This window comes from Campylobacter concisus, assembly GCF_902460575.1.
Lineage (GTDB): Bacteria > Campylobacterota > Campylobacteria > Campylobacterales > Campylobacteraceae > Campylobacter_A > Campylobacter_A concisus_AW.
Genome location: NZ_CABPUY010000001.1, coordinates 435,607 through 449,501 on the forward strand (window position 1 = coordinate 435,607; position 13,895 = coordinate 449,501).

Sequence of the window (13,895 nt, forward strand, 5' to 3'; positions counted from 1 at the left end):
TTAACCCCTAAAAGCCTCGTCTACGGCCTGGCAGATCGTATGGATGAAAAAGATGTGCGACTCTTGAATTCTTGCGGTATCGCTTGAGCTAACTACTAAATTTAGATCACATGCTTCATTCATCGCACCACCGCCTTTGCCACTAAGTCCAAGCACCAATGCGCCCATTTTCTTTGCACTTTTTATCGCTTCAAGGACGTTTTTACTATTGCCACTTGTCGAGATCGCCACGAGTAAGTCGCCTGACTGAGCTAAAGCCTCAAACTGGCGTGAGAAAACATAGTCAAAGCCGTAGTCGTTGCCAATGGCCGTAAGTGCCGAAGTATCGGTAGTTAGCGCGATGCCTGGTAGTGGCTGGCGCTCGCTTTTATATCTGCCAGTTAGCTCGGCTGCAAAGTGCTGTGCGTCCGCCGCAGAGCCGCCGTTACCACATATCAGCACCTTTTTGCCATTTTTGAGCGTATCAGCCACCATCTGGCAAGCACGCTCCAAGCTAGCCAGCAAATTTACATGCTCACTAAAGGTCTTTTGGTGGGCCTCGAGCTCATTTTTTATCATCGTTTTTAGCATCTTTTATCCTTTTTATTATCCCTGTTGTGCTTTTGCCCTCGACAAAGTCAATTAGCCTGACCTCTTTTACGATCTCGCTGCCAACGACCTCTTTGCCCTTGTAGTCAGCCCCTTTTACAAGCACGTCTGGTTTTATCTTTGTTATCAAATTTAATGGCGTATCCTCATCAAATATCACGACATAATCGACAAATCCAAGCCCGCTTAGCACGCAGGCTCTGTCATCTTGCGAGTTTATAGGCCTTGTTTCGCCTTTTAGCCTCTTAACTGAAGCGTCCGAGTTTAGCCCGACAACCAAAAGATCGCCAAGCTCCCTTGCACGGGCTAGGTATTTTACGTGTCCAGCGTGCAAGATATCAAAGCAGCCATTTGTGAAAACGACCTTTTTCTTGCCCTTTTGGCTCAAAATTTCCTCTAACTCCTCGACGCTTTTAAGCTTGTGCTCGAAATTTGCCCCAAATGAGCTATTTAACAGCTGCTCGATCTCGCTAAAGCTAGCCGTTGCGCTACCTATCTTTGCCACAACGACGGCTGCTGCGAGGTTTGCTATCTTTATCGCCTCTTTTATATCAGCTCCGTTTGCCAGCATGTAGCCAAGTGTAGCAAGCACCGTATCTCCAGCGCCAGTGACGTCAAAGACCTCTTTTGCTTTTGCCGCAAAGATGTGCAGCCTGTCGTCATATAGCGCGATGCCCTCTTCCGAGATCGTGATGATCGAATAGGTCAAATTTAGCTCGTCTTTTAGCTGTTTTATCGCCTTTTCAAGCTCGGCCTTATCTTTTATCTTTAAATTTGTAGCCTCGCTCGCCTCTTTTTTATTTGGCGTTAGAAGGGTTGCGTTTTTATACTTTGAGTAGTCGCTGCCTTTTGGGTCAATGAGAACTGGTATTTTTAGCCTCACGCACTCGTTTATGATCTCTTGACAAACCTTCTCGCTAAGCACGCCTTTGCCGTAGTCACTTAACAAGACAGCCTTGAAATTTGCAAGATTTTCTTTTACTTTTAAAACAAGCTCATCTTCTAAATTTATCTTTACAACGCTCTCTTTATCGATCCTGACAACTTGCTGATGAGATGCCATTATGCGGCTTTTTATCGAGCTTTCACGCCCTTTTTCAGTAAGGATCAGCTCATCTTTTACATTTAGCTCAACAAGCTTCTCTTTTATCTTTTTGCCAGCCTCATCATCTCCTAAGACGCTAGCCACGCTCACATTTGCGCCAAGCGAGAGCAAATTTCTCACCACATTGCCAGCGCCACCAAGCGTGTATGTTTCGTTATTTATCTTTACGACCTGCACTGGCGCTTCAGGCGAGATGCGCTCGCAACTACCCCAGATATAGTGATCTAGCATTAGATCGCCAACGACTAAAATTTTAACTCTCTTAGCCATTTATCTCTTCCTTATAAATTCTCTTTATCTCTGGCAAATAGTCTTTTATCGCCTCTTCCAAGCTCCACGTAGCGCTAAAGCCAAATGCCTCGCGAGCTGGGGCTACGTCGGCTTCTGTGTGAAACTGATATGAGCCGATAAATGGGTTTTTTATGTATTCGTTGCCTAAATTTACGCCGATCTCACGCTGCAAGATGTCAGCGATATCTTGAAAGCTTCTAGCCTTGCCAGTAGCTGCGTTATAGACGCCACTTGGCGCATCAAGTGCTTTTATGTTTGCGTCAATGATATCTTTTATATAGACAAAGTCACGCTTGATCTGGTCGCTGCCCTCAAAGAGCCTTGGGGTCTTGCCAGCTAAAATTTGCAGACCAAACTGCAGCACCATCGAGGCGGTCTTGTTTTTGAAAAACTCGCCTTTACCAAAGACGTTAAAATACCTCAGCCCAACAACGTTCACGCCGCGCTTTGCGTAAATTTTATTGATATTATCCATGCTTAGCTTACTAAAGCCATATACGTTATTTGGCGCTTCGCACTCGCCAACTGTTTGTGGGCTCTTTGCATTGCCATAAGTCGCCCCTGAGCTTGCATAGATCATCTTTGCGCCCAAACTCTCGCAGATGTCAAGCAAATTTACAAAGGCATTTACATTTGTTTTTATAAGCTCGTCTTGCTCTTTTACGGTCGTGTCCGAGATCGCTGCCTCGTGGTAGATGACGTCTGGAGTAAAGCCTTTTATCTTTTCAAGTGTGCTAAGATCGTTAATGTCACCAGCGTAAATTTCACCCTTAAAGCCAAGTAAATTTTTAAAATGTCCAAAGCTTTTTAGGTTGCCGTTGCTAAATGTCTCGTCGTTTCTAAATTTATCCACAACAAGCACGTGAGCGTCTTTAAAGTTTTCATCAAAATAGTGCGCCAAAGCTGAGCCGATAAAGCCAGCGCCGCCAGTTATAACTATCTTTTTTCCGTTTAAATTCATAGTGATTTTTCCTTTTTTAGCTTATTTAAAACATCTCTTACATCTTTAAAATTTATGCCATCAAGCAAGAAATTTTTGCCCACACCAGCCCTTTTGCCAGCTTCGACGTCACTTGGCTTATCGCCTATCATTAGCGAGTTTTCAAGGTCGATGTCAAACTCTTTGCAAGCATCAAGTATCATTTTTGGATTTGGTTTTCTGCAGGTGCATTTTTGCTCTGGAGCGTGCGGGCAAAAATAGACCTTGGTGATAAAAATCTGCTCTTTTTTAAAGCTTTCAAGCATAAATTTATTTAGAGCGTCAAACTGCTCCTGCGTGTAGTAGCCCCTGCCGATGCCTGATTGATTTGTCACGACAAAGAGCTTGTAGCCAGCTCCAGCAAATTCTCTTAACGCATCAAAAATGCCATCAATAAATTTAAAGTCTTCGATCTCGCAAACGTATCCAGCGTCTTCATTTATGACGCCGTCTCGGTCTAAAAAAAGTGCTTTGTTGGCTGTTTCTTTTATCATTTGGTGATTATAGCCAAAATATTTTAACCCGCCCCTTGCAAATTTACATTTTTGTATTATAATGCCGGCACGTTTTTTAAAAAGGATGACAAATGAAAAAACTACTAATCGTTTCAAGTGTTGCAGCACTACTTTCAACTGCTGCTTTCGCTGCAGATGGCGCTACTATCTATAAAAAATGCGTTGCCTGTCATGGCGCTAAAGCTGAAAAAGTTTTCAATAACAAAGTTCCAGCTTTAACATCACTTGATGCAGCAGCTATCGAAGCAGCTCTAAAAGGCTACAAAACAGGTGCAAATAAATTTGGTCTTGGTGCCATGATGAAACCTATCGCTACTCCAATGAGCGACGACGACATCAAAGCAGTAGCTGAATACATCCAAACACTAAAATAATCATAGGGGCGCTTGCCCCTTTTTCTACAAATTTAAACTCACACCAAATTTCAAAAGCTCTTTTGGCAGATAGTCATCTAAATTGCCGATCTTGTAGTTATCTATCTCTATTAAATTTAGACCATATTTTTTATAAAGCTCTATCTTTTGCTCTTTTTATATACGTCTCGTCATCTTCCAAGCCCCAAAACTCAACATAGACCTTGCCTTTTGGTATGTAAAAATCACAATAGACATCTTCTTTTATCGGCACTATTTTTTCATAAGCGTAGGCTATGCTCTCAGCAAAAAGCCAGTTTGCTATAACTAGCTCAGCCCTACTTCTTACGTAGTGACCGTCGTTTGTTTGGTATTCAGCCTTAAATTTCTCTCTAAAGTCTTCTTTTTGCTCTTTTTTGCTAGATATTTCGCCAACTTTTACTATCTCGTTTGTGAAATTTTCATTACAAAGTAGCCTCTCATCCCACCTAACGCTTGCTTTGCCCATGTAGAAATTTTGCATGCCGCCATAGTATCTGCCAACATCTGTCACGTTGTAGCCGTTGTCACATTTTTTATAAAGCCTAAATTTAACAAAACCTCATTTACATCTTTTGCGTTTTTGCCAAATTTCTTTGCTATCTCTTTTGCACTAAACGTATCAGCTATATTTCTTTGGTTAAATTTTACGTAAGATTTTTGGCGCAGCTTTCGTCTGATAAATTTTGTTATCAAATTTACTAAAATTACAAATATTACAATAGGTAGCGCAAAGCTAAAAAACGCTGGCAACATGATGGATAGTAAATTTGCCGTATCAAAAATTTGCATTTTTATAAAGTAGTGAAAGTAAATTTAAATTTTAAATGATAAATTCTGGCTCAAATTTTGTCCCATTTACCCTGACAACTCTTGCTGGTATGCCAACGACAGTTGCGTTTGCTGGGACATTTTTTAGCACGACTGAGTTTGCACCGATCTTAGCATTTTCGCCGATCGTTATAGCCCCAAGTATCTTTGAGCCAGCTGCGATGGTGACGCCATTTTTAACGGTTGGGTGGCGTTTGCCACACTCTTTTCCGGTACCACCAAGTGTCACTTGATGATACATCATCACATCATCACCGACCTCAGCCGTCTCGCCGATAACCACGCCCATGCCGTGATCTATGAAAAATCTCCTACCAATCTTTGCTCCTGGGTGGATCTCGATGCCTGTTAGAAATCTTGCTATTTGCGAGATGAGTCTAGCTAGAAAAAACCACTTTTTCTCATATAAAAAATGAGAAATTTTGTGAAATAAAACCGCATGGATGCCAGGAGTGTTTATAAGTATCGCCAAAAAGCAACAACTATGCACCGATGGGTCTTTTTCACGGACGGTTTGAACTAGCTCTTTTAGACTCTCCCACATATTTTACGCTCCGTAAAGCTCTGTACTTAGGTATCTCTCGCCGTTATCTGGAGCTATGAAAAGCACTTTTTTGCCAGCGCCAAGTCTTTTAGCCACTCTTTTTGCAGCCACGTAAGAAGCGCCGCCACTTATGCCTATCATCAAGCCATCGCTCTTTGCGATCGCTCTAGCTGCGTTTAGTGCGTCATCGTTGCTTACTTTTTCTACTTCGCTAACTAGGCTCATATCCATTGTATTTGGTAAAAATCCAGCTCCGATGCCTTGAATTTTATGTGGTCCTGGGTTGCCACCACTTAAAACTGGTGATGCTTCAGGCTCTACTGCGATGATCTTAGTGTCATAGCCTTTTTCTTTTAGAACCTTTGCTACACCGCTTATCGTGCCGCCTGTGCCAACGCCTGCTACAAAGGCATCAAGCTTGCTAAAATCAGCCACTATCTCAGCAGCTGTTGTTAGTTCGTGAGCTTGTGGGTTATACTTGTTTTCAAACTGGCTTAGCATTACGTGGTTTGGCTGAGAAGCTAGCTCAGTAGCTCTTGCGATCGCTGCTTTCATACCGCCAGCTGCAGGAGTTAGCTCAAGATGAGCACCATATGCAGCCACGATCTTGCGTCTTTCGATACTCATGCTCTCAGGCATGCAAAGTATCACTTTAAAGCCAAGCGCAGCACCGCACATAGCTACGCCGATACCTGTATTACCGCTTGTTGGCTCAACGATAGTATCGCCATGTTTTAGTGTGCCATCAGCTAGCATTTTGCTTATCATATTAAATGCGATCCTATCTTTTACAGAGCCGCCTGGATTAAAAAACTCTAATTTTACGTAAATTTCAGCCTCGTCAGCACCTGTTTTAACCTTTACGATAGGTGTATTACCGATCGTTTTTACGATGTTATCGTAGATCATCACTCCTCCTAAAATAAATTTCTTGTAAATTTAGCATAGAATTTAAAATAAAACATAAAAAGTCCTAATTTGCGCTAAATTTAAAATAAAAATTTAGTTTTTAATGCTATCAAGCACCTCTTGTCCGTTTTGGCTTAAAATTTTGCCTTTGAAATTCTCTTTGCAAAACTCCAAAATAAGCGCATGATAGAGCTTTAAAACCTCAGTCTCGTCAAATTTCTCACTATCAAGAAATTTGTAAATTTCATCATACTCAAGCGAGCTAAACCACTCAGCCGCCTCGTCGTAGCTCTCAAAAATGTAGTCAAAATATGCCATTATCCTAAGCGCATAAGCATCAACGACCATGTAAGGCTTGCCGCAAGCATAAGCAAGTATCGCGTCGCAAGTCTCAGCGCCAACGCCTTTTACGCTTATGAGCCACTCGCGACTTGCATTTTCTTTAAAGTTTTCAAAGCTCTCAAATTCATTTTTTATAGCTAAACAAAGCGTTTTTAGCCGTTTTGCCTTTGTGTTGTAAAAGCCACTTGGCTTTATGAGTGTGGCAAGCTCGCTGTTTTCAAGCGCACAAATGCCTTGCAGGCTATCTTTGCTGGCATTTTTTAGATTATTTAGTGCTTTTTCTACATTTTTCCAGTTGGTATTTTGCACCAAAATAGCACCCAAAATAACCTCAAAAGTGCCCTCACCTGGCCATTTTAGCTCGTCTAAATTTCTACTTTTGTGATTTAGCAGAGCTAAAAATAGATCAGTTGATCTCATTTTAAATTTTCTTTAAATGTTAGATAAAACTGCTTTGCAGTCCTGCCACTTCTGCTAGCTCTTAGCGTGGCAAAATTTTTAGCAAGCGTGTGAAGCTCATCTTTGTCGCCAGTGTAGTCTTTGAAGTAAAAATCAACCATTTTTAGGTACTCATCGTAGTTACCTTGATAAAAGCTGATCCAAAGACCAAAGCGGTCTGAGAGAGAAATTTTCTCCTGAGCTGCGTCGCTGTAGTGAATTTCTCCGTCTATTAGCTCTGAGTTTTCATTGTCACTTTTAAACTCGCTTATTAGGTGGCGGCGATTTGATGTGGCGTATAAAAGGACGTTTTTAGGCGGCTTTTGGATAGAGCCGTCCATGATAGGCTTTAGAAATTTATACTCATTGCTGCCATTTTCAAAGCTTAGATCATCGCAGAAAATGATAAATTTAAACTCGCTTTTTCTGATCTCATCGATAATGTCGCCAAGGTATTTTAGATCCTCGCAGCCGATCTCAATGATGCGAAGTCCCTCTTTATAAAATTTAGTAAAAACAGCCCTTACAAGGCTTGACTTGCCACATCCTCTCTCGCCCCAAAGAAGCACGTGATTTGCCTCGTCGCCAGCTATAAAATTTCTAGTATTTTTTAGCAAAATTTCTTTTTGTTTCTCCAGTCCATAAAGTGAGTCGATATCGACAAAATCGATATCCTCAACCGGCTTTAGCATCCCTTTTGTACTTCTATAAATCGCTGCGTACTTCATACCCCAATCTATCATCTCTTATCCTTTCTTAGATAGACCAAAATTTCAGCCAAAACATCGTCGTCGTCCTTGCTGCGTGACTTTAGCCTGATCTTCTCGTCGTCATTTTTTGTTATTAGTATGTTTTGCTCGCTATTTGAGATAGTCTTTATGCCAGCTTTTAGAGCTAAAATTTTGATGATGATGAGGTCTAAAAACTGCTTTGTAAATGTATCTATCTTGCCAAATCTATCCTCAAGCTCGCTTTGTATCTCATAGACCTCGGCGACCTCTTTGCACTTGCTAAGGCGTCTATAAATTTCAAGCCTGAGCCTATCTTCTCTTATAAATTCTTGATTTAAAAAGGCGCTTACGCTAAGTTTTAGATCGATCTTATCAAGCTTTGCGGAGTCTTGATTAAGAAGCTTATTGATCTCATCTTCTAGCATTTTTAGATATAGCGAGTAGCCGATAGCCTCGATGTGACCGCTTTGCGCCTCGCCGATGATGTTACCGCCACCCCTTATCTCAAGGTCGTGATAAGCTAGCACCGAGCCAGCTCCCAAAAATGAGTTGCCCTCAAGTGCTACAAGGCGTTTTAGCGCGTCCTTGCTAATGGCGTTTTTATCCTCCACCAAAAAGTAGCAATAAGCCTGCTTGTCGCTTCTACCCACGCGACCGCGCAGCTGATGCAAGTCAGCCATGCCAAATTTATTAGCATTTTCTACGATTATAGTGTTTGCATTTGGCAGGTGGATGCCGCTTTCAACGATGCTGGTGCAAAGTAGCAAGTCATACTCGCCCCGCTCAAATTTCATCATCTCATCTTCAGTGACTTTCGCATTTACCTTTGAGTGAAGTATCAAAATTCTAAGCTTTGGCAAAATTTTCCTTAGATCATTTGCCGTCTGCTCGATGTCTGCGATGTGGTTGTGGATGTAAAAGGTCTGCCCGCCGCGTCTTAGCTCACGCATGATAGCCTCTTTGACGACCTTCTCGTCCCACTCTCTCACGCTTGTTCTCACATCCAGCCTCGAACTTGGCGGAGTGGCTAAAATGCTATATGTTTTTATCTTGCTAAGCGCCATATTTAGGCTTCTTGGTATCGGCGTGGCGCTCATACTTAGGATGTGTGAGTGCTGAGAAATTTCTTTTAGCTGCTCTTTTTGCTTAACGCCAAATTTATGCTCTTCATCAACCACGATAAGCCCTAAATTTTCAGCCTTTACGCCAAGAAGCGCATGCGTGCCCACGCAAACTATGGGCTCATTTTCTTTTAGTGCTTTTTGCAAGCTTGATTTCTCTTTGGCACTTGAGAAGCGATCTAGCCTAAAGACCTTTATGCCAAATTTGCTAAATCTCTGGCTTAGCGTCTTGTAGTGCTGCGAACTAAGAAGCGTCGTTGGCACGAAGAAAAATGCGCTAAAGCCTGATTTTATGCAGGTAAATATGGCATTCATCGCAACTTCAGTCTTGCCAAAGCCAACATCTCCGCTAAGCAGCCTATCCATCACCTTGCCGCTTTTTAGCTCATCTTTTATATCATTTACCGCCTTTTGCTGGTCGCTCGTGTATGAAAAGCCAGCATCTTGGACGAAATTTAGATAAGAGATATCCTCTTTTTGTAAAATTTTGCCTGCGATTAGCTCCCTTTTTGCCGCCATCGCCACGATCTTTGAGGCAATCGCGAAGAGTTTTTCTCTAACCTTCTCTTTTATCTTGGCAAAATTTGCCTTACCCAAGCGATCAAGCACCGCCATAGAGCCATTTTGTGCGATGTAGCGATCTATCAAATTTAGATGCTCGACTGGCAAAAGAAGCTTGTCATCATTTTGGTAGGCGATAACTACAAATTCTTTCGTCGCACCCAAAACTTTGATCTTTTCAAGTCCCAAAAACCTGCCTATACCATAATCTTCATGCACGACGTAGTCATTTACTTTTAGCTCATCGACCACGAGACTTGAGCGTTTAACTCGCCTTTTTTTCTCAAATTTATTTAGAGAGACTACGATCTTGTCGCTTGAGGTTAAATTTACCACAAGGGGCGAAATTTCAAGCTTGACATTTGCAAAGTCATCAAGCTCATAGCCCTTAAAAAGCCCCTCATTTCTTGAAAGAACGGTTATGCTTTTGCTTTTGTTTAGCTCAAAAAAGTCAAAATTTAAAGTAACTTCTAGGTCTTTATAGACCTTTGGCTCAGGCAAAATTTCAATGCCCTTAAATTTCTCCTCAGGCGCATCATAAATTTCAAAATCGATCTTTTTAACAAGCTTTGAGTCAAAAACTTTCAAGTAGTCGCTAAAGCTATCTATCGCCCAAAATCCAAGCGAATTTAGATCATTCACCAAAGCATCACTTTGCATATCCTCGATCTTTTGGCTAACTTTTTCAAACTCATCTTTGCTCAAATTTGCGATAAATGGCACGATCTCGGCTTCGCTTAGCTCATTTTTGTTGCTAATTTGTGTGGCGGTGTTGTAGTTTCTGATGCTCTCCACCTCATCGCCAAAGAGTAAAATTCTAACAGGATCGTCCATATTTACGCCGTAAATGTCGATCACTTCGCCGCGAATGCTAAACTCGCCAACGCTCTCAACTATATCGACGCACTCGTAGCCAAATCGTATGAGCAAGTCGGCAAATTCGCTTAAATTTAGATTATCTTTTAGCTTGATCGTTGAGCTTTCTAGGTTTTTTTGCGTTGGAAGTGGGTTTAAAAGCGTGCTAAATGGGCTTACGATGATCTTTTTGCCATCAAATTTATAGTATTTGCTAAGAACGGATGAAATTTCAAAGAGCTCTTCGTTAAAACTTCTTAGATCATCGCCCTTTTTAGCTCTAAAATCAGGTAGTTTAAAGGCGCTAAAGCCAGCAAAACTGGCCGCATCAGCGCAGAGTGCCGCTTCTTTGTCATCTTCGCAGATGAGAATTTGTGGGGCATGTGTTAAAAGATACTCATAGACCTTTGCTTGCATAGTACTCTTTTAAAAAGGCTTCGACCAAGTGAAATGAGCCAAATGCTAGGTAAATTTTGCCGTTTTTTGCCTCTTTTATATCGTTCATATCGCTTGGCTCAAACTCCCTATGAAAAATTTCAAGCTCGTTTAAAGCCTTATTTATAAGCTCTCCGCCAAGCTCCCTGCCCTCGCAGTGGTAGTGATAAAGTAGCACACTCTCAACAACTGGCTTAAGAGCTGCCAAAACTGCTTTAAAATCTTTATCTAAAAACGAGTTATAAACTAGTGTTAGCTTCTTGCCGCTAAACTCTTCTTGGCTAAATTTCTTAGCCACAGCCTTTGCGCCAAGCTCGTTATGACCGACATCTACATATAAATTTGAAGCGATCTTTTCACATCTGCCACGAAGCGATAAGGCGCCAAGCTTTTTGATATCTATGCTGTTATCTAAAATTTTAGCCGCGGCGTAGGCTAGAGTTAAATTTGAGCGCAAAAACTCTGGCAAATTAAATTTATCTGCGTAGTTTGCGATCTCGTTTAAATTCTCTTTGGTCAAAATTTCTCTTGGAAAGCTCAGAGTTGCGCCTTTTTCGCTTGCGATCTCTTTTGCGATAGCCACACTTATCTCGTTCATCTCATCATTTAAAATAGCTCTTTTGCCCATAGCTTCAAATTTCGTGCGTGAAATTTCTTCTAAGCTATTGCCTAATATCGCCGTGTGGTCAAAGCCGATCGGAGTAAAGATGCTTAGCTCTTTTTCAAAGACATTTGTCGCATCCAGCACGCCGCCCATGCCAGCCTCGCAGACAAAGTAGTCGCAGCCCTCAAAAAGCACCGCAGAAAGCAGCGTCATATACTCAAAATAGCTCGTTTTTATCTTGTACTCGTCGCTTAAAAGAGCTTGCAAACGCTCGTGAGCTACCTCTAAAATTTCATCACTAGCAACCTCGCCATTTAGCCAAAATCGCTCATTAAATTTAAATATATGTGGGCTTGTGTAGTGGCCTACTTTTGCCCCTTTTTGGCTTAAAATTTGTGCTAAAAAGCGGCCCGTGCTACCTTTGCCATTTGTGCCGATGATGTGAATTATCTTAAAAGGCTTTAGATGCCCTTTGATCGTATCATAAGCCCTTATGATCCTACCATAGTCGATCTCTTTATAGTAAAGTGGCTTGCCGTCAAGAAATTTCGCTAGGCTCATTTTTCCTCGATTATCTTTGGCATGACTTGGTTTCTGCCGCCCTCTTTTGAGAGATAGAGCATCTTATCAGCGCCCTCAAGTGTCATCGTGTCGCTTAAATTTGCGCTTCTTGTAGCCACACCAGAGCTAATGGTAACTTTGATGCGCTCGTTTTTATATATAAATTTAAAATTTTCTATCATACTTCTTAGCTTCTCGCCAAATCTAACTCCATCTTTTAAGCTCGTACTTGGTAGCAAAATGACAAATTCCTCGCCACCATATCTACCGACAAAATCAACCTTTCTAGCATTTTTCTTAAGCACCTGAGCCACAGCAGAAAGGATCACATCGCCAGCTTCGTGGCCGTAAGTATCGTTTATCTTTTTAAAGAAATCAATATCAACAAAGCAGATCGAATAGTCCGTGCCGTAGCGCTTATAAGCCTCTTCGATGCGCTGAATTTCACTCATCAAAGCTCTTTTTGTAGCCACTTTTGTTAAAAAGTCCTCTTTACTCTCAAGCTTCGCAGCTTCAAGCTCTTTTTCTAAGCTTTTGACCCTGTTTTGAAGCTCAGAAATGGTCGCTTGTTTGCTGTTCATCTCAAGGCCAAGCTCCTTGCTCTCGATCTCAAGCGCACCTGCGATCTCGATAAGCATGCTCTTCACATGATCGATGCTGTTTGCATTTAAATTTACATTTTTAAGATCATTTTTGATGCTTTGCACCTTAGCAGAGCTACTTTGAGAGCTAGCTGCGATGTCTGAAATCCTCTCGCCTATGCTTTGTAAGATGTTGTTTAATGAGCCAACCTTTTCGATGATCTCGGTCCTATCTTCTTCGATCCTGCGATCGACAAAGGTTTTTATCTTCTCTTGAAATTCTTTGCTATTTAGGCTTTGTGGATTTTGTTTTAAAACGTTTCTAATGATGCTAAGCTCTTCGCCAAGCTCTTTTGTGATAGAAGGCTCAAGCGCAAAATTTAAAAGCTCAACTAAAGCATTTTCTTCGCCGCTCTCATTTTTTTGAGAGAGAAATTTCTCAAGCTCAGCGCTCATAGTCCTTAGATCGTCAAAGTCTCTCACGCCGTAATATTTCAAAAAGTCCAAAAATTCAGTATCGTAAGAGCTTACAAAGTCAAACCATTTAAGGCACATCTCTTCAAGATTTTTCTCATCATATCTTCTAGCAAGTAGCTGCATGCCCTGCTCCGCTAGAGCTTTTGCATCTTTATTGTGAAGCATAGAGATAGCCTGGAGAATTCTTCTTGCAAAGGCGTTTAGTGACTTTAACTTTTTATCATCAACCACTTGTGCTGTGCCATTTTTAGCACCGTGAGAGAGCCTAGCGGTCATAAAAGCTACAAACTCATCAACCGTTTTTATATGAAGGCTTATAGCTTGCGCCTTATAGTCATCACCAAGCCTTGAGATATATTTTTCTATCTTTTTGCTCTCTTCGGTAGTAAAGCCATATTTTTTAGAAATTTCATTATAAACTTCGGTGTAATTTTCTGGCGTTAGCATCAAATGGCGATCTTTTATCTCACTCAAGGCTTCCTTGACTATTTGACTAACGGTTACTGCTGCCATTTTTATATCCTTTTACAGCTAAATTTGCGATGTACTCATCAAACGCCTCTTTTGAGGCCTCTTTTATAGCTTCATACTTTTGAGTATCGCTAATAACACTATCTGCGTATCTTATGCTCTTTTGACGTCTTGCCACGCTAAAATCATACTCTCCAGTAACAGGTATATCTATGACACGACCATCTTTAAATTTGGTTTTATAGTTTAGAGTTAAAAGAGCTTTATAAGATGTGATATAGCCATATTCATCATAGATGATTGCCTCGTAATTTAAACTTTTTACCGAAACTATTATCGAAGTATCAGCGCTATCTTTACTTGATAGTGATTTATGCAGCCTTGCGACCATGCCCTCTTTTACTGCATCTTTTATCCAGACACTATTTTTTGGCTCTTCTTTGCTGATGATAACATCAACATAAACTCTATCTCCAACCAAATCCTGCGAGATCTTTGAAACTGGTTTATAGCCACATCCGCAGATAAATATAGCAATAAAAAACGCTAAAAAATATCTCAAAA

Annotated in this window: 15 protein-coding genes; 1 reads left to right on the forward strand and 14 read right to left on the reverse strand. The window is 41.2% G+C overall.

The window, feature by feature from the left end:
* The 4 genes from gmhA to gmhB are packed head-to-tail and all read right to left on the reverse strand — an operon-like array spanning position 1 to position 3,514.
* On the reverse strand, positions 1-570 hold the full coding sequence (gene gmhA / locus F3G76_RS02145; RefSeq protein WP_149705788.1) for a D-sedoheptulose 7-phosphate isomerase: 570 nt from the start codon (positions 568-570) through the stop codon (positions 1-3).
* Entirely contained in the window at positions 545-1,963 is a 1,419-nt protein-coding gene (gene rfaE1 / locus F3G76_RS02150) for a D-glycero-beta-D-manno-heptose-7-phosphate kinase (RefSeq protein ID WP_149705789.1), read from the reverse strand. The genes gmhA and rfaE1 overlap by 26 nt, the downstream gene beginning before the upstream one ends.
* Positions 1,956-2,945: an ADP-glyceromanno-heptose 6-epimerase gene (rfaD, locus tag F3G76_RS02155; RefSeq protein ID WP_103635555.1), complete on the reverse strand. Its 990-nt coding sequence runs from the start codon at positions 2,943-2,945 to the stop codon at positions 1,956-1,958. The genes rfaE1 and rfaD overlap by 8 nt, the downstream gene beginning before the upstream one ends.
* Positions 2,942-3,514, reverse strand: coding sequence for a D-glycero-beta-D-manno-heptose 1,7-bisphosphate 7-phosphatase (gene gmhB, locus F3G76_RS02160; RefSeq protein WP_411160710.1), 573 nt, complete (start codon positions 3,512-3,514; stop codon positions 2,942-2,944). Before gmhB ends, rfaD begins: the two co-directional genes overlap by 4 nt.
* A 35-nt stretch (positions 3,515-3,549) precedes the next feature.
* Between gmhB and F3G76_RS02165 the strand changes: the two genes are divergently transcribed.
* Complete coding sequence (locus F3G76_RS02165) at positions 3,550-3,852, forward strand: c-type cytochrome (protein WP_087582377.1); 303 nt, start codon at positions 3,550-3,552, stop codon at positions 3,850-3,852.
* Positions 3,853-3,982: 130 nt separating this feature from the next.
* Here the strand turns inward: F3G76_RS02165 and F3G76_RS10670 are convergent, their stop codons facing one another.
* From F3G76_RS10670 to lptE, 10 genes are all read right to left on the reverse strand, one after another.
* The gene (locus F3G76_RS10670; RefSeq protein WP_223227394.1) at positions 3,983-4,384 is read right to left on the reverse strand and encodes a hypothetical protein; all 402 of its coding nucleotides are present in this window, start codon (positions 4,382-4,384) and stop codon (positions 3,983-3,985) included.
* On the reverse strand, positions 4,381-4,662 hold the full coding sequence (locus tag F3G76_RS02175) for a hypothetical protein (RefSeq protein WP_141088953.1): 282 nt from the start codon (positions 4,660-4,662) through the stop codon (positions 4,381-4,383). Before F3G76_RS02175 ends, F3G76_RS10670 begins: the two co-directional genes overlap by 4 nt.
* 31 nt (positions 4,663-4,693) lie before the next feature.
* Complete coding sequence (gene epsC, locus F3G76_RS02180) at positions 4,694-5,245, reverse strand: serine O-acetyltransferase EpsC (RefSeq protein ID WP_002941946.1); 552 nt, start codon at positions 5,243-5,245, stop codon at positions 4,694-4,696.
* Between the two features lie 3 nt (positions 5,246-5,248).
* Positions 5,249-6,154 (reverse strand): cysteine synthase A, encoded by a 906-nt coding sequence (gene cysK, locus F3G76_RS02185; protein WP_149705791.1) that lies wholly within the window; start codon positions 6,152-6,154, stop codon positions 5,249-5,251.
* Between the two features lie 93 nt (positions 6,155-6,247).
* The gene (locus F3G76_RS02190; RefSeq protein WP_149705792.1) at positions 6,248-6,916 is read right to left on the reverse strand and encodes an endonuclease III domain-containing protein; all 669 of its coding nucleotides are present in this window, start codon (positions 6,914-6,916) and stop codon (positions 6,248-6,250) included.
* Positions 6,913-7,677, reverse strand: coding sequence for an ATP-binding protein (locus F3G76_RS02195; RefSeq protein ID WP_149705793.1), 765 nt, complete (start codon positions 7,675-7,677; stop codon positions 6,913-6,915). Before F3G76_RS02195 ends, F3G76_RS02190 begins: the two co-directional genes overlap by 4 nt.
* The gene (gene mfd, locus F3G76_RS02200) at positions 7,674-10,619 is read right to left on the reverse strand and encodes a transcription-repair coupling factor (RefSeq protein WP_149705794.1); all 2,946 of its coding nucleotides are present in this window, start codon (positions 10,617-10,619) and stop codon (positions 7,674-7,676) included. Before mfd ends, F3G76_RS02195 begins: the two co-directional genes overlap by 4 nt.
* The gene (locus F3G76_RS02205; RefSeq protein ID WP_149705795.1) at positions 10,600-11,802 is read right to left on the reverse strand and encodes a Mur ligase family protein; all 1,203 of its coding nucleotides are present in this window, start codon (positions 11,800-11,802) and stop codon (positions 10,600-10,602) included. Before F3G76_RS02205 ends, mfd begins: the two co-directional genes overlap by 20 nt.
* Entirely contained in the window at positions 11,799-13,373 is a 1,575-nt protein-coding gene (locus F3G76_RS02210; RefSeq protein WP_149705796.1) for a GGDEF domain-containing protein, read from the reverse strand. The genes F3G76_RS02205 and F3G76_RS02210 overlap by 4 nt, the downstream gene beginning before the upstream one ends.
* The gene (gene lptE / locus F3G76_RS02215) at positions 13,354-13,893 is read right to left on the reverse strand and encodes an LPS assembly lipoprotein LptE (protein WP_103646220.1); all 540 of its coding nucleotides are present in this window, start codon (positions 13,891-13,893) and stop codon (positions 13,354-13,356) included. Before lptE ends, F3G76_RS02210 begins: the two co-directional genes overlap by 20 nt.
* Positions 13,894-13,895 lie beyond the last annotated feature (2 nt).